This is a genomic window from Nitrobacter sp. CN101 (assembly GCF_055390255.1).
The window spans coordinates 230,267-246,531 of the sequence record NZ_AP038833.1; the positions used below are offsets into that span (position 1 = coordinate 230,267).

The window sequence follows — 16,265 nt, forward strand, 5'->3', positions numbered from 1 at the left end:
TGATTGATGCGGCAAATTCGCCGTGTCCCGAATCCGAAGCCTGCCAGACCGTCGGATTCGAAAAGAACACTGAAAATCTACGATTCTCTTGTGGCATGGATTCAGACCGTTCGCTTTGGGACATGCAAAACGGAAAGCGATTTTTTTTAGACCACCACATCGGTCATTCCTGCATTTGAGTCTTGGAAACCATGCTATGAGAATGACACGCCGCGATTTCCTGTCGACATCCGCCGCATGTGTGGCAGGAATGGGCATCGGCCGTGCGCCGGCCGCGCCGCTGCCGCGCGATGCCGAGATCATCGTGATCGGTGCAGGCGCCGCAGGCATCGCAGCGGCGCGACGGATTCAGGCCGCGAATCGAACCGTGCTTGTGGTCGAAGCGGCAGACAGGATCGGTGGACGCTGTCACACCGATACCAGGACTTTCGGAACGCCGTTCGATCGCGGCGCACGCTGGCTGTTTGAGCCCGATACTAACCCGATCATCAAGCTAGCGCGAAGCGTGGGTACGGACCTTTTTCCGGCCTCGCTCGGCGAGAAAATCCGCATCGGGCGGCGTAACGCGCGTGCCGGCGAAACCGAGCAGTTTCTCGCGGCGCTGGTGCGCGCACGGCGCGCCATCGGCGAGGCCGCGCGCGGGAGGATCGACGTCGCCTGCGCCTCGGTGCTGCCCGGCGATCTCGACGTTTGGGCTCAGACGATCGATTTCGTGCTCGGCGCCAGCGCCACTGGAAAGGATCTGAAAGATCTTTCGGTGATCGATCAGGCGAGTGCGCCTGAGCGCAACGCCGCGATCGATTGCAAACAGGGCCTCGGCGTACTGCTCGCGACGCTCGGCCAAGCCATACCGGTGAGTTTGTCGACGCCTGTCAGCCGGGTGACCTGGGCCGGCCGCACCATTGGAGTCGAGACACCTGCGGGTCGTATCGACGCACGCGCCGTCATCGTCACCGTATCCGTCAATGTGCTGACCGCAGGCAACATCCGCTTCACGCCCGACTTGCCGAAGCGCTCGCTCGACGCGGCTGCGAAATTGTCGCTCGGCAGCTACGATCGCATCGCGCTGTGGCTGCCCAACAATCCGCTCGGCCTTGGACGCAATGAAGTGATGATAGAACAGAGCAGCGACGGAAAGACCGCGCTTCTCGTGGCGAACGCGGGCGGATCGTCGTTGTGCACGATTGATATCGCAGGCAGCTTCGGCCGCGATCTGTCGGCGCAAGGAGCAAGCGCGATGACGGCCTTCGCCACGGAGTGGTTAACAAAGTTGTTCGGTAGCGATGCCGCGGCTGGGGTAAAGCAGTCCGCCGTGACCAGATGGAACGCCGACCCCTATGCGCTCGGGGCGATGTCGGCCGCAGAACCTGGCGGCCACCCCTCGCGGAGAATCCTGATGGAGCCGCTGGGCAACCTGTTTCTCGCCGGTGAAGCCGCGCACGAGACGCTGTGGGGTACCGTCAACGGCGCATGGGAGAGCGGCGAGCGAGCGGCTGACGCCGCGCTGCGGAAAATCGGCGCGAGCAAGGAGCCAGCACAGCCGTCAGCGTCAAAGCACAAGCCATCACTACACGACAGACGAACGCCGTCGCGAAGCGCAAACGACGCCTTCGGCTTTCCAACGCCCCGATGACGCGACCGAGGGCGCTGATTTCATGGTCGTCAGGCAAAGATAGCGCCTTCGCCCTGCATGAGATTCGCCGCGAGGGCGCGTTCGATGTCGTCGGCGCACTGACCACGGTGAACGAGAGCTTCGGCCGCGTCTCGATCCACGGCGTGCGCGAAAAGCTCTTGCACGCGCAACTCGCGTCCGCAGGACTGCCGCCGCTCGTCGTGCCGATTCCCAATCCGTGCTCGAACGATGCCTATGAAGAACGCATGACGCGGGCGATGGCGGATGCAAAGCGGTCCGGCATCACGCATGTCATCTTCGGCGATTTGTTTCTCGCGGACATCCGCGCCTATCGCGAACAAAAGCTCGCCGGCACTGGTATCACGCCGGTGTTTCCATTGTGGCGTCGGCCGACCTCGGCGCTTGCGCGCGAGATGATCGCGAGCGGACTGGAAGCGCATCTGGTCTCGATCGACCGAGCGAAACTCGACCGTTCGTTTGCCGGCCGCAACTTCGATGAGAGGCTACTGAAGGGCCTTCCAGCCGGAATCGATCCGTGCGGCGAGAACGGCGAATTCCACACTTTCGTTTTTGCCGCGCCGATATTCTCGCAACGAATCGAGGTCGTACGCGGCGACATTGTCGAGCGCGAGGGATTTGCCTACTGCGATCTTGTACCTGCGTAATCGTTCCAGTTTTCTTGATGCGAACCGGTATCCGCTTCGCATCAAGACGCTTTAACCGCGCAAGCTCCCGCCGGTTCTTTTCGCGACTTCGGCAACAACTTTCGCCGCCACCGCGTCGATCTCCTGATCGGTCAGCGTCTTGTCACGCGGCTGCAGCGTCACCGCGATAGCAACCGATTTCTGGTCCGCATCGATGCCCTTGCCTTCATAGATATCGAACACCGTGACGCCCGAGATCAGCTTTCTGTCCACGTTTTGCGCCGCGCGCACGATATCGGCCGCTTTCACAGCGCGATCGACGATGAACGCGAAGTCGCGCGCCACAGGCTGGAACGGCGGCAATTCCAGCACCGGTTTTGCGCGCGTCGGTTTCTGCTTGGCCTCCGGGATGCGGTCGAGAATCACCTCGAATGCGAGTAGCGGACCATCGGCCTTCAGCGCTTCAAGCACGCGGGGATGCAGTTCGCCGAAATAGCCGAGCACGTTCTGCGGTCCGATCTGGATCGCAGCCGATCGTCCCGGATGCAGCCACGCCGGAAAGTTTTTCGATTCGCTACCGGCGACAATCTGCAACGCCTGTGCCGGCGCACCGGCGGCAGCCAGCACGGCGAACGCATCGGCCTTCACATCAAGCGCATCCGCGGTGGCCGCGCCCGACCAGTGCCGCCCGAGACCTGCCGACGAGGCCATGCCGCGGCGAAGCCCGGCGGCGGCCATGAATTGATCCTGCGGACCGTCGCCTTTGAAGATCTGTCCGACCTCGAACAGCGCGACGTCGGGAAAGCCCCGGTCGGCATTGGCCTGCGTGATCGAGACGAGACTCGGCAGCAGGCTCGGCCTCATGTCGGAAAGATCGGAGGCAATTGGGTTGGCGAGCGCCAGTTCCTTACTTCCGCCGCCGAACAGCTCGGCCTGCGGCTTGGCGATGAACGACCAGTTGACGGCTTCGACCATGCCGCGCGCCGCCAGCGCACGCCGCGCGCGTCGGGTGCGTGACTGGATCGGCGTCAGCACAGGTTTGCGCGGCGCGTCACCCCGATCGAACGGCGTCATCGGCACTTTGTCGACGCCGACGATGCGCACGATCTCCTCGACGAGGTCGGCCTTGCCCTGAACGTCAGTGCGCCAGGTGGGGATAGCGACCTTCACAACGGGCCCGCTGCCGGCCACCATGAAACCGAGATGGCCGAGAATGCGCCGCACTTCGACCAGAGGCACATCGATGGCCGCCAGCCGCTTGATTTCGCTCAAGGGGAAATCGATCACGCGGTCGTCGGGCAGCGCCTGTCCGGCAACGACGTTCTCCGACGGCGTGCCGCCGCAAAGCTCGATCACGAGCCGCGTCGCCATCTCAAGCCCGGGCACCATGAAAGCAGGATCGACACCGCGCTCGAAGCGATAGCGCGCGTCTGAATTGATGCCGAGCCTGCGGCCGGTCTGCGCGATGTTGATCTCGCTCCACAGCGCCGATTCGATCAGCACGTCGGTGGTGGTCTCGTCGCAGCCGGATTGCTCGCCGCCCATGATGCCGGCGAGCGATTCGACGCCCTTGTCATCGGCGATGACGCAGACATTCGGATCGAGCGTGTAAGTGCGGCCGTCGAGCGCCAGCAGCGTCTCACCGTCGCGGGCGCGACGGATCGAGAGATTTCCGTGCACCTTCTTCGCGTCAAACACGTGCAGCGGGCGGCCGCGGTCGTAGGTCATGAAGTTGGTGATGTCGACCAGCGCGTTGATCGGGCGCAGACCGATCGAGGTCAGGCGCTTTTGCAGCCATTCCGGCGACGGACCGTTCTTCACCCCGCGCACAAGGCGCAGCGCGAAACCCGGACACAGCGCGGCATCCTCCACCGTCACCTTCACCGGACAGGGAAATTCGCCCTTGATCGGCTTGATGGTCGGGTCCTTGAAGCGGCCCATGTCGGCAGCGGACAGATCGCGCGCGATGCCGTGCACGCCCGTGCAATCCTGCCGGTTCGGCGTCAGGTTGATCTCGATCACGGGATCGCCGAGCCCGGCCCATTCCGCATATCCCACACCGACCGGCGCTTCCGCCGGCAATTCGATGATGCCGTCGTGATCCTCGGAGATTTCAAGCTCGGCCGCCGAGCACAACATGCCGCGGCTTTCGACGCCACGGATGGTGCCGACGCCGAGCGTGATGTTCTTTCCCGGAATGTGGGTACCAGGCGGCGCGAACACGCTGACGAGCCCATCGCGCGCGTTCGGCGCGCCGCACACCACCTGGATATAAGCGGGCTCACCCTTGTCGCTGGTCTCGCCGGTATCGACCATGCAGACCCTGAGACGATCCGCGTTCGGATGCTGCGCGGCGGAGACCACGCGCGCGATGGTGAACGGCGCGAACGTCTTCGATTTGTCCGCGATGTGCTCGACCTCCAGCCCGATCATGGTGAGCTTGTCGGCGAGCTTGTTTAGCGGCTCGTCGGTGTCGAGATGTTCTTTCAGCCAGGAGAGGGTGAATTTCACGACGACAATCCCCCCGCGAGCGTGGGGATCTCAAGCGGCTTGAAGCCGTAGTGAGTGAGCCAGCGCACGTCGCCTTCGAACAATTGCCGCAGATCGGCGATGCCGTATTTCAGCATGGCGATGCGGTCGATCCCCATGCCCCAGGCAAAACCCTGATAGACTTCGGGATCGATGCCGCACAGCTTCAGCACGTTCGGATGCACCATGCCGCAGCCGAGAATCTCCAGCCAATCCTCGCCTTCGCCGAAGCGAATCTCGTTCTTGTCGCGGCGGCACTGGATATCGACTTCCAGCGATGGCTCTGTGAACGGGAAGAACGAGGGACGGAAACGCATGTTGACGTTGTCGACCTCGAAGAATGCTTTGCAGAATTCGTGCAGGATCCATTTGAGGTGGCCGAGATGCGATGACTTGTCGATCACCAGCCCCTCGACCTGATGGAACATCGGCGTGTGGGTCTGGTCCGAGTCGCTGCGATAGGTGCGGCCAGGGCAGATGACGCGAATCGGCGGTGTCTTGCTCAGCATGGTGCGCACCTGCACCGGCGAGGTGTGCGTTCTCAACAAGAGGCGCGAAGGCTTTTCTCCGGCCTCCGAGCCGGCTGCCTCCTTCGGATTGAAGTAGAAGGTGTCGTGCATCTCCCGCGCCGGATGGCCTTCGGGGAAATTCAGCCGCGTGAAATTGTAGTCGTCGGTCTCGATATCAGGGCCTTCGGCGACAGCAAAGCCCATGTCGGCGAAGATCGTGGTGACCTCGTCCCACACCTGACTCAGCGGATGGATGCGGCCGGCTTCCGCGGGCGTCTCGCGCAGCGGCAGCGTGACGTCGATCGTTTCCGACGCAAGGCGCGCATCGAGCGCGGCGGATTTCAGCACCTCGCGGCGTGCGTTGATGGCGGCGGCCACCCGATCCTTCAGCATGTTGATCGCAGCGCCGCGCGTCTTGCGTTCGTCCGGGGACATCGCGCCAAGCGTCTTGAGCAACGCCGTCACCGCGCCGTTCTTGCCGAGCGCCGCGACGCGCACCGCCTCCAGCGCGGCCTCGTCGCCTGCATTGTCGACAGCGCCGGTCAGCTCCTGTTCGAGAATCTCGATGTCGGCCATCCCTTTTACTCCGGCATGATGAACAAGTCGGTCTCGCGCGGCTTGCCGCCCGCCTGCGTCAGCATCGCGTGAACCTGCCCGCGATGATGGGTCTGATGATTGAAGAGATGCATCACGAGCTGCCAGCGCGGCTTGGTCACGTTGCTCCCGGTCGCGCCGGAGAACCAGGTAAGATCTGCCTTGATCCAATCCGGATCGAGACCGTCGGCCCACTCGATCAGCCGGGCGTCCGCGGCGCGACGCTCGCGCTTGAGTTCGCTCCAGTCGGGAACAAGCGTCGGCGACTCGCCGATCCCGCAACCGGGCCTCGGCCAGTCCGAGAACCGGCTCATCCACATGCGGTCCGCCCAAAGCAGATGATTGAGCGTGCCGTGGATCGAGCCGAAGAACGCGCCGCGATCGCGGCGGCGTTCGCCGTCCGACAGCCCGTCGGCCACCGTGTAAAGATTGTCGTTCTGCCAGCGGTTGTACCGGGCCATCCGCCGGGCATAGCTGATCTCGATCATCCGTCGCTCCCGACGGCCGACCGTCGCGAAGGCTCAGGCCGCGAGCGCGGCCTTGGCCTTCTCGGCGATCGCCTGGAACGCGGCGGGCTCGTTGATGGCGAGATCCGACAGCACCTTGCGGTCGACCGTGATGCCCGACTTCGACAGGCCGTCGATGAAGCGGCTGTAGGTCATGCCGAACGGCCGGACGGCGGCGTTGAGGCGCTGGATCCACAGGGCGCGGAAGGTGCGCTTCTTGCGCTTGCGGTCGCGGAAGGCGTACTGGCCGGCCTTGTCGGCGGCGGCCTTCGCGGCGCGAATGGTGTTCTTCCGGCGGCCGGAAAAACCCTTGGTGATCTTGTAGACTTTCTTGTGCTTGGCATGAGCCGTCACACCGCGCTTGACGCGAGCCATGACCGATCTCCTTCGAAGTGACTGGTGAATTTGACGCCGCTCGGCGCGGCGGGATTGCAACAGGTCGGCCGTCAGGCGTTCGGCAAGAAGTACTTCTTGATGTTGTCGCCGTCGGTCTTGAACAGGATGCGGGTACCGCGAAGCTGACGAATCTGCTTCTTGGTCCGCTTGATCATGCCATGTCGCTTACCGGCGTGGGCGGACACCACCTTGCCGGTTCCGGTCACCTTGAAGCGCTTTTTAGCGCCCGATTTGGTCTTCAACTTGGGCATTTGGCTCTCCTGTTGCCACGAAAAAATGCGCCCCAAGGGGCGCTTTTTGCGGCGAAATGCTCGCTAGAGCGTTGAAAATGCTCGACCATATCTGAAATGACATCGCCGGCATGGTCGTCGCCACGGCAGCCCTTGAATCAGCCGGGCGGCGAAGATCGGGCTTATGGCAGAGGATGGCCGGATTGGCAACGATTTACGGAAAGAACGATCGCTATTCCCCGCCGAAGGGGCTTTCCGGGAGAGACGTGCCCCGCTTAAAAAATCGCTGGAGGCAAGTCGCCTGGAACAGACACGGCGCGCTCCCTCTCCGCTTGCGGGTTGGGTCTTACAGAGGCTCGTCGAAACTGGCCCGCCAGATGTCTAGCGAGCCAATTTTTGTTCGAACTCTTAAAGAGATGAACGCAGCCTCAGCGCGGTGCCAGCACCATGACGACCTGACGGCCCTCGAACTTGGCGTCCTGCTCGACCTTGGCGTAGGCGGCGACGTCGGCCTTCACCTTGTCGAGCAGCTTGGTGCCAATCTCCTGGTGAGCCATCTCACGGCCGCGATAGCGCAGGGTGATCTTGACCTTGTCGCCCTCCTCGAAGAACCGCTGCATCGCCTTCATTTTCACGTCGTAGTCGTGATCGTCGATCATCGGACGGAGCTTGATCTCCTTGATCTCGACGACCTTCTGCTTCTTGCGGGCTTCGGCGGCTTTCTTCTGGGCCTGAAACTTGTATTTCCCGTAGTCCATGATCTTGCAGACGGGAGGACTGCTGTTCGGGGCAATCTCGACCAGATCCATACCGGCATCCATGGCCATCTTGATGGCGGCGATCGTTTCCACGGTACCTTGGTTGGTGCCGTCCTGATCGATCAATTGAACCTGGGCATTGCGGATTTCATCGTTGGTGCGCGGTCCGTCTTTCGCGACGGGCATTGGCGCTCTACTGGGACGGCGAATGGGTGGCTCTCCAATGTTGTGAAAGAAGCGCCTACTCTGAAGGAATAAGCGGCTGCGGGCAAGCGGGGGAATTTAACGCGGGGCAAAACCATCGAACGCGAGGTATTTTGGTCACGCCGGACGACCCGCTACTTGTTCCGCATCGAGCAGGCATTCAAATGGGGGAACGGCACTGCCGGAAATACGCAAACGGACGGACGCCATGACGAGCGAGACGGCAGCGCAATTTATTGAGGTCGGCGGCGGCGACGCCGTGCGCCGGATCGCAGTGCAGGCGCGGCGCGGGGACTCCCCGGGCCTGTTCTGGCTCGGCGGCTTCAAATCCGACATGGCGGGCACCAAGGCGCTGGCGCTCGATTCGTGGGCGGCCGACCGCGGTTTGGCGTGCGTGCGTTTCGACTACTCCGGTCATGGGACTAGCGGCGGCGAGTTCACCGATGGCACCATAGGACGCTGGCTCGAGGAAAGCCTCGCGGTGTTCGACGCTTTTTGCGAGGGACCGCAGGTGGTGATCGGTTCATCGATGGGTGGCTGGATGGCGCTTCTGCTCGCGCGCAAGATCGCGCGACGGGCATCCTCTCGCGCCACGCTCACCGGCCTCGTGCTGATCGCACCGGCGCCGGATTTTACCGAAGAGTTGATGTGGAAGACCTTTTCGCCGGAGGCCAGACATGCCATCGAAACTGATGGCGTCTGGCTACGGCCATCCGACTACGGCGACCCCTATCCGATCACGCGCGAACTGATCGAGGAGGGACGCAACCATCTGCTGCTTGACCGCAGCATCTCGACCGGCTGCCCGGTACGCATCCTGCAGGGCGCGCAGGATCTCGACGTGCCGTGGCGTCACGCCTTAACGCTGACCGAACGGTTACCAAGCGATGACGTGGTGCTGACCATGATTCAGGACGGCGACCACCGGCTGTCGCGTCCACAGGACATCGCGCGCATTTTGGCGGCGGTGGCGGAGTTCTTCTGAATCAGCGGATGGCCGATCATGCCCGGCCGTGGCGAGCATCCTCCTCATCTCGAAACGTTCCTCGGCGGGCTAACCGGCTCGAGCAACCGGAAGGCCGCTTTATCTGCGCTTAACTGTGAGTTTGGCGGAGCCTTCATTGTTGCGATAGAATGCGTCGTAGAATCCGGGAATGCCAAGCACCGCATCGTTGACGAACACAAGCAACTCGCCGCTGCGCGTCGGCCGGATCACGGCCTCGATGGTGCCGTCTTCCGGATCGGGATCGAGAAACACCTCCTCGCCGCCAACCGCGCCGTAGCGCAACACCAGGCGAAACCACGGCCGCGTCAGTTCGCGGCGCAAGGGAACGCCGAGCACCAGCGCCAGCTGCTGATACCAGTTCGGCGCATCGGTCGAGTAGAATCCGCCGAGCGGGGACCGAATGCCGCCGTCCCGGAACGGCTCGGTGGTCTCCACCTTGACCGCATAGCGCGCGCCATTGCCCTGGACGAAAATCCCGGTGTTGTTGCACAGGCCGGATGTGGCGAAGGTCACACTGGTCTCCTCGCCGCGAGTTAGCGCTTTCGCTTGGGGGTTTTCGCGGCAGGTGAAGCCTGCAATGTCCTGAACGTTGTAAAGAAGGTGGCTCGTCAATGTGACGCCGAGATAGACAAAAAGAAGCGCAAAGAATGCCGGCGCGCCGCGCCGCTTCAGCCAGTCGTGAAAAGCGACGTAGATGCGGCTGGTGCGCAGCCGATAAATCCAGTTTGTCGGTCCCTTGGTGGGCGCACACGGGGCGCGCCGCCAGATCGCGCCCATCGTATCCGAGATGCCAGCCGCGAGTCGTGCGCTCCAGGCGATCAGCACAATCACGGCGGCGAGCAGGAGTGAGAACTGCACCGGGCTGCGGGCGTAGCCGTCGATCCAGGTCTGCGCGAATCCGGGCAGGAAGCCGCCGACCAGGTGGATGATGTCCGAGATCCAGCGGACCGGGCTGAGATACTCGTCCTTGGCAGGCAGCTTGCGCAACAGCGGGTAGAGCGCGAGCCAAAGCGAAACGCCAACAGTAAGGAAATAGACGATGCGGCGCTTCCACACCTGGTTCCAGACATGTTCTTGCGTTTCGGCGCGTTTCGCTGCCTCATCCGAGGTTTCAAGCCCGAACGCATCGGGCGTGATGATTCGCCCATCGTAAGTCGCGATATCGTAGACCGCGGGAAGCCCCACCGGCGCATAGGCGTGGGCGCGGCTTGCGATTCGGCACAAAGCGCTCTCGTGAATCTTCGGTCTCGCCACCGACACTACGTCCCGTTTCGTGTAGGCGTAGTTGGAGAGAAGCTCAATCTTGCGCGGCCCGTAACGATAGTAGCCGCCGAGACCCTTGCGCGGATCATAGAGCCGGCCATCCTTGTCGCACATTGCGACGGCATGCTTGAAGGTGTCGGGATCGGCTGGCGGTGCCCCCTGATCCGACTTGAAGCGCAAACCGCAGGCCTGCGCTTCCCGCAGCATCCAGACCAGTGAGATATAAGCCAGTGAATCGTCCGGATAGCCGCCGCCGACGTTGGAATGAACGCCAGGAAACCAGACCTGACTCACCTGCTCGTCGGCAAGATAGCGCTCACCATCCCCGCGAAGCCGGGCGGACTGTGCTCCGCTCTCATCCCACAATTCGGGATGGAAAGTGGTTCGCTCCTCGTCGATCGACAGCGCCTGGCAGGCCCGCATCACCCGCGTCAGATCGAGCTTGTGGTCGGGCAATTGCAGTGGCCAGATGAAGCGGCTGACGCCTCGCGTCATCTCGTCGATCGGCAACCCGTAGGCGGTGACAGTATCCCACACGCCAACGAAGCGGATACGCTGGATCACGCGATTGTCCGCCTTGTTGTAATCGTCGCGCCAAACTAAATCGCGCAAAGCCCTGAACAGATGCTCGATGCGCCAGACCGTATGATAGCGTTCGCGGCGATAGGCGCGATAGGCTGCGCGCGCCTTGCGATCCAGTTCTTCCTCGGTGGCGGCGGCAATCAGTCCTTGATTAAGGATCAGCCCCATCACCACGCGAATGGTGAAGGCGCCCCGGCTAAAGCCAAAGCCGAATATCTGGTCACTCTCGTCAAGCCAGTTGCGGCAGGCGAACTTGTAGATATCGATAACGTTGCGTTTCAGCCCGAAGCCGAACGCGCCGCCGAGCACGGCGAGCGGCTTGAACGACGACGTGCCGACGCCGTCATCGTAGAACGCCACCTGATCCGATCCGGAAAGATCAAGCCCTTCGAATGTGCGCCAGACGTTGGTGCGCCAGACCTTCGCCGCGGAATTTCCGGTGCCATCAGAGAGCAGAACGATTTTCCGGCCCATGCCAACTCCCGGAACGATGTCGCCCGACGTTGATCCGCCTTCTCTCGAAAGCCAACGACGCCCGCAGCGGGCGTCGCTTCTCTTAGCGTCAACTCAATCGCGGCCAGTTAGCCTTGCCAACTGAGGGAGGAAAGTTGGCAACGGCTAACTCATTCCCGTGACATTCACGATGGGTTCGAGGTCATCGCATCGACCATCAACCCCATCGTTCTTCTGATCAACCAATCGTCACAAGAAATTGGCGACAGCTTTCGTCGAGGATGCCATCGCGGAGCTAAATCCCGCGCGAAGGCTTGTCAGGAACTGGGCGAGGGGCGACGGACCGACGCTCTCGCTCTTGCGACGGGTCTCCAGCCGCTCCATGCTCAAGCTCGACGCTTCAGCCTGATCAGCCAACGACACAGGCGCCTCCTGCACCATCTCTTGACCACGGTCAGATTCGATCACCGTGGCGTATTGGACGACCTTAATCGCCTTGCCCTTGGCGTCGAGGACCGGAATGTACGAGGCCCGGATCCAGACTTCCTTGCCGTTCTTCCCGATGCGCTTGTATTCGGCCGATTGAGCCTCGCCGCGATTGAGCTTGGCCCAGAATTCGCGATAGGCAGAACCTGCACGCTCCGAAGCCTCCACGAAGATGCCGTCATTCTTGCCACGAACGTCGCCGAGGGTGTAACCCATCGCCTTCAGGAACTTGTCGTTGGCGGCGATAATCGTACCGTCCGGTTTGAATGCAGCCATTGCCTGGGCGCGTTCAATGGCGGCAAGCTGATCCGCATTTTCCAACGCCTCAAGCTTCCTGGCGGTGATATCGGTCGCGACTTCAATAACCTTCGTGGGCTTGCCCCTCGAATCCAGCACCGGATTATAAGAAGCCTGCAACCAGACGATCTTGCCGTTCTTGCCGATACGCTGATACTCGGCTGACTGAGACTCGCCGCGATTGAGCTTGGCCCAGAATTCGCGATAGGCGGCGCTGGATCGTTCGCCGGCCTCCACGAACATGTGATGGTGATTGCCCTGGACCTCGTTGAGGAGAGAGTAGCCAAACGCTTTCAGGAAGTTATCGTTCGCGGTAACGATCTTTCCATCCATTCCGAATTCGGCGACGGCCTGCGACTTTCCGATGGCCGTGACCTGGCCCTCCAGCTCAGCCGCCTTCAATTTCTGTTTGGTGACGTCAGTCGTGAACGCGACAACCTTGAACGGCTTTCCGGTCTCGTCCACGATCGGATTGTAAGTCGCGAGAATCCAGACTTCTCTCCCGCCTTTACCAAACCGCCTGTACTCGGCCGATTGAGTCTCGCCGCGATTGAGCTTGGCCCAGAGTTCGCGATAGGCTGCACCTGACCGCTCCGACAGCTCCACGAACATGCCATCATGCTTCCCCTGCACTTCGCTAAGGGCGAAGCCCATCGCGTTAAGGAAGTTTCTGTTCGCGGTAATGATCGTGCCGTCCAATTTGAATTCAACCACTCCCTGCGCGCGTTCGATGGCGGAAACCTGACCCGCGTTTTCCAGATTCTTGATTCTTTTCGCGGTGATATCGGACGCGAGCGCGATAACTTTTGTCGGATTCCCCCTCGAATCCAGCACCGGAATATAGGACGCCTGAACCCAGACTTCCCGGCCGTGATTGTCGATGCGTTTGTACTCGGCCGATTGGGTCTCGCCCTTATTCAACCTGGCCCAGAAGTCGCGGTATGCGGCGCCGGACCGTTCGTCGGTCTCCACGAACATGCCGTGGTGCTTTCCGCGAACCTCCGCCAGCGTGTAACCGAGTATGCTGAGAAACTTCTCGTTAGCCGTGATGACGGTTCCATCAATACCGAGCTCGATGACGGCTTGAGACTTGCTGATCGCTGCGGCTTTCGCGGCATTTTCTTTCGCGATCGACCATTTTTTGAAGAAAAACATTGATCCTCCCCAGGAGTTAGATCCAAGACTACCAAAGCTCACGACTCGCGGGCGAAGCTTGGTAACCTGATGATGAATGGAATCGGTTAAAACGAGGTTAATCGGCCTGGATCGCGAAGGCATACCCGCAACTCTTCGGTGTCAGAGAGCTTCGTCAGCCGCCCGGACTTTCAATTTTTCTTAGTTTTTTCAACGGCTAACGCTTCCCCTGGTATCGGCGACGAAGCAGCCGGCGAAGGTTATCCGCCTTTGTTGCACCGCGATGGCAGCGGCCGTTTCCTGAAGAAGTACGACATTCATAACCGACGCCTGCGGCGGCCTCGGTATGCATTGAGTCGCATGAGTCTCGTCCAGACTCATGCGGTCAGAACGCCATCAAAGACGCCCCCGCAGGCCGTCAGCATGGTGCGCTGCAATTTCGAACACTTCGAGCTGGAACAAAGAACCATCTGGACCAGCGACAAATCCGTTCCGCACGGGATTGTCGCCTATGGTCTGGCATGTTCCGTTAGCCTGTTGCCGAGGGCCAACTGGAACGCGGACACAGGAAAATTGGAGCGGGCGAAGGGATTCGAACCCTCGACCCCGACCTTGGCAAGGTCAGGCGAAACTGAACGGGCTGGTAGCGACGAGTAAGTAATTGAGAGCTCAACCATTTGATTTTGCTATATGATTCCTTCCAGATAGTTCGGGCGAGTTCGCGTGGAAATCCTGCGATCGAACTCCCCGGACGCTCCCCCAGCAGGAGGTTTGGATGGCGGATTTGCGCAACAGGAAGCGATTCACTGAGCAGGGTATCGAACGCCTGCTGTACGATAGCAACGCGGCACCGCCGAGCGGTCGAATGGAGATAGAGGACGAAGTTTGCCCTGGGTTGCTACTCCGGGTTACGCCGCGTGGTGTGAAGTCCTTCAGCGTCATCTACCGGGTGCCCGGCGAAGGCGGGGTAAGCCTCAAAGGTCGATTGCTAGCTGGCAAACAGCATCGAATAACCCTGGGAAGCATACCGCTTCTCGGCTTGAAGGACGCTCGGGACCAAGCTCGCCGGATCATTCAGGCTGCAACAGAAGGTCGCGACCCTCGTCACGAGCGGCGTGAAAAGAACCTGATCCGGCACGCCAACACATTCGATGCCGTCTTCCGGCGATTCATTGACCTGGAGATTAAGCCCAATGTGCGGGCCTGGGCCAATGTGGATGGGGTGTTGCGGCGTCATGTGTTGCAGGAATGGTCGGATACGCCGCTGACCGACATCCGTCGTTCCGATATTCACGAGTTACTGGACGGGTTGATCGAACGTGGCCGGAAGGGCACTGCGCGAGAGGTCCGAAAGCATCTGTCTCGCTTCTTCAATTGGGCCGTAGACCGGGAAATAATTCAGGATAGCCCAGTGCATGGGCTGAAGCGCGGCGACCTCGAAACAAACGAGGAGGCCGGACGAGCCTTGTCTGACACAGAGCTCAGGTTCATTTGGAGTTCAACTCACGCCTTAGGTTATCCGTTTGGCGCGCTGTATCGCTTACTTATGCTGACAGGACAGCGCCGCAACGAATGGGCCAACGCATCGCGGTCCGAGATCGACAGTGAGCAACGCATATTCGAAGTGCCTAAGCGGCGATACAAGGGTCGTCGCGATCACATCGTGCCGCTGTCTGACGAAGTTTGGTCGATTTTCAACTCACTCCCGTCATGGGGCGAGGGTGAATACTATGTTCTGTCGTCACGTGACGGGAAGGCGCCCGTTTCAGGTTTTTCAAAGACGAAAGCGCGCTTGGATGAGTACGTGCTCACCGCCATGCGGCAGAATGATCCCGGTGCGCAGTTAACTCGTTACCGCATTCACGACTTTCGTGTCACCTGTGAAACGCGGTTGGCAAATTTGGGCTTCAACCAAGAAGTCCGTGATGCCGTTCTCGGGCATGCTAAACTAGGCTTGCAGAAGACCTACAACAAGCACGACTATCTGGAAGAAAAGAGGACAGCCTTAGCTGCCTATGCCAAACATCTCATGCAGGTCGTGAATGAATGAAGCAGAAAGCGAGCGTAAAGAGCTTCAAGAATTTGCCGCGTACCTTGCTCTGCGATTGCAGGAACCCACTAGAAAGCCGAACGGACTGAAGTTTGGCAGAGGAAAGGATTTATCAGAGCATCTATCGTCGCTCGTTTCATTGCTTGAAGATGTCGCTGACACCTTCCAGGTAGCAAAAGACGATTTTGATGCACGAGCCGATCCCAACAAGCCAAAAAGGAGCTTGGAAGAAAATTGGCCTAAAACAGAAGAGGATGAATCTCCGTTTGACTATGGAGCGTTGACAGGGGCCGGCCTCGAAGACTGGAGCGAATACTGGGAGCGCCACTACGCGCGCGATGCCAAAAATCCTGGCACCAATCGCCGGAAAACGCGTCACCCCGACCGAAAGGGTTTACCTCCGATCAAGCCGCTCCATTCCGTCTACTACGAGATTTGCCATTGGTGGATAAACGTTGCCAGACTCGGAGCCTTCAATCCGAGCTTCGGTTACGAGGTCGAACTTCCCTATCAGTTCGAATATTGCAACCCCTCTGCGAGACTTCTCATTCTCATAGCGCAGTGGCTGGACCGCGGTTACGGGATATCCAACGCCGCGAGCGTTCACGACCACATGAGACGAAATAAGCCCCCAAAAATCTAGCTGCCCGATCTGGCACCATCTGAACCGAAGCAGTTCGGAGGTTGCAGATGGCCGATCGTTTTCTCAGCATGAAGCAGGTTGTTGACAGATCATGCTTGTCGAAAACCGAAATTTACGAGCGCATGAAAGCAGAAACGTTTCCTCGTTCGATTGCCTTGGGACCTCAAAAGGTCGCGTTCCTTGAGTCGGAGGTTGATGCATGGATGTCGGCCAAGGTCGCTAGCCGCAACGACGGAAACGACGCGCGAACGATTAAGGCTCACAAGGCGCTTGGCTCGAGGCGCGACCGCGGCGCCGTGTCGTGAAAAGACCTGCAGCGACAGTCGGCCTACGCAGAGTATTTGCAAA

The 16,265-nt window shown here is 60.5% G+C and carries 15 protein-coding genes; 7 read left to right on the plus strand and 8 right to left on the minus strand.

What is annotated here, in order from left to right:
- The first annotated feature begins 196 nt into the window (after positions 1-196).
- Together ACZ5IL_RS01025 and ACZ5IL_RS01030 are read left to right on the plus strand one after the other, a co-directional pair.
- Positions 197-1,633, plus strand: a complete 1,437-nt coding sequence (locus tag ACZ5IL_RS01025; protein ID WP_464594629.1) for a flavin monoamine oxidase family protein — start codon at positions 197-199, stop codon at positions 1,631-1,633.
- Entirely contained in the window at positions 1,630-2,298 is a 669-nt protein-coding gene (locus ACZ5IL_RS01030) for a Dph6-related ATP pyrophosphatase (RefSeq protein ID WP_464594630.1), read from the plus strand. Before ACZ5IL_RS01025 ends, ACZ5IL_RS01030 begins: the two co-directional genes overlap by 4 nt.
- Positions 2,299-2,349: 51 nt before the next feature.
- On the opposite strand, the gene pheT is transcribed toward ACZ5IL_RS01030, so the two are convergent.
- From pheT to infC, 6 genes are all read right to left on the minus strand, one after another.
- Positions 2,350-4,788, minus strand: a complete 2,439-nt coding sequence (gene pheT / locus ACZ5IL_RS01035; protein WP_464594631.1) for a phenylalanine--tRNA ligase subunit beta — start codon at positions 4,786-4,788, stop codon at positions 2,350-2,352.
- Positions 4,785-5,891 carry a phenylalanine--tRNA ligase subunit alpha gene (gene pheS, locus ACZ5IL_RS01040; protein WP_464594632.1) on the minus strand — a complete coding sequence of 369 codons (1,107 nt, stop codon included), beginning with the start codon at positions 5,889-5,891 and terminating at the stop codon, positions 4,785-4,787. The genes pheT and pheS overlap by 4 nt, the downstream gene beginning before the upstream one ends.
- 5 nt (positions 5,892-5,896) lie before the next feature.
- Positions 5,897-6,397: a DinB family protein gene (locus ACZ5IL_RS01045; protein WP_464594633.1), complete on the minus strand. Its 501-nt coding sequence runs from the start codon at positions 6,395-6,397 to the stop codon at positions 5,897-5,899.
- Positions 6,398-6,430: 33 nt separating this feature from the next.
- A complete protein-coding gene (gene rplT, locus ACZ5IL_RS01050) occupies positions 6,431-6,790 on the minus strand; it encodes a 50S ribosomal protein L20 (protein ID WP_079445120.1) in 360 nt (119 codons plus the stop codon).
- Positions 6,791-6,861: 71 nt separating this feature from the next.
- Complete coding sequence (gene rpmI, locus ACZ5IL_RS01055) at positions 6,862-7,062, minus strand: 50S ribosomal protein L35 (RefSeq protein ID WP_011508684.1); 201 nt, start codon at positions 7,060-7,062, stop codon at positions 6,862-6,864.
- Positions 7,063-7,469: 407 nt separating this feature from the next.
- Positions 7,470-8,009 carry a translation initiation factor IF-3 gene (gene infC, locus ACZ5IL_RS01060; RefSeq protein WP_425909852.1) on the minus strand — a complete coding sequence of 180 codons (540 nt, stop codon included), beginning with the start codon at positions 8,007-8,009 and terminating at the stop codon, positions 7,470-7,472.
- Between the two features lie 202 nt (positions 8,010-8,211).
- Here infC and ACZ5IL_RS01065 point away from each other — a divergent pair, with 202 nt between their 5' ends.
- Positions 8,212-8,988: an alpha/beta hydrolase gene (locus ACZ5IL_RS01065; protein ID WP_464594634.1), complete on the plus strand. Its 777-nt coding sequence runs from the start codon at positions 8,212-8,214 to the stop codon at positions 8,986-8,988.
- A 99-nt stretch (positions 8,989-9,087) separates the two neighbouring features.
- On the opposite strand, the gene ACZ5IL_RS01070 is transcribed toward ACZ5IL_RS01065, so the two are convergent.
- Both ACZ5IL_RS01070 and ACZ5IL_RS01075 read right to left on the minus strand, forming a co-directional pair.
- On the minus strand, positions 9,088-11,328 hold the full coding sequence (locus tag ACZ5IL_RS01070) for a DUF2235 domain-containing protein (protein WP_464594635.1): 2,241 nt from the start codon (positions 11,326-11,328) through the stop codon (positions 9,088-9,090).
- A gap of 228 nt (positions 11,329-11,556) precedes the next feature.
- Entirely contained in the window at positions 11,557-13,245 is a 1,689-nt protein-coding gene (locus ACZ5IL_RS01075; protein WP_464594636.1) for a PAS domain-containing protein, read from the minus strand.
- 138 nt (positions 13,246-13,383) lie between these two features.
- Between ACZ5IL_RS01075 and ACZ5IL_RS01080 the strand changes: the two genes are divergently transcribed.
- The 4 genes from ACZ5IL_RS01080 (at position 13,384) to ACZ5IL_RS01095 (ending at position 16,222) form a co-directional block, all read left to right on the plus strand.
- The gene (locus ACZ5IL_RS01080; RefSeq protein WP_464594637.1) at positions 13,384-13,881 is read left to right on the plus strand and encodes a hypothetical protein; all 498 of its coding nucleotides are present in this window, start codon (positions 13,384-13,386) and stop codon (positions 13,879-13,881) included.
- A 118-nt stretch (positions 13,882-13,999) separates the two neighbouring features.
- Positions 14,000-15,274: a tyrosine-type recombinase/integrase gene (locus ACZ5IL_RS01085; protein WP_464594638.1), complete on the plus strand. Its 1,275-nt coding sequence runs from the start codon at positions 14,000-14,002 to the stop codon at positions 15,272-15,274.
- Positions 15,267-15,917 carry a hypothetical protein gene (locus tag ACZ5IL_RS01090; RefSeq protein WP_464594640.1) on the plus strand — a complete coding sequence of 217 codons (651 nt, stop codon included), beginning with the start codon at positions 15,267-15,269 and terminating at the stop codon, positions 15,915-15,917. Before ACZ5IL_RS01085 ends, ACZ5IL_RS01090 begins: the two co-directional genes overlap by 8 nt.
- Before the next feature lie 47 nt (positions 15,918-15,964).
- On the plus strand, positions 15,965-16,222 hold the full coding sequence (locus tag ACZ5IL_RS01095; protein ID WP_464594641.1) for a helix-turn-helix transcriptional regulator: 258 nt from the start codon (positions 15,965-15,967) through the stop codon (positions 16,220-16,222).
- Positions 16,223-16,265 lie beyond the last annotated feature (43 nt).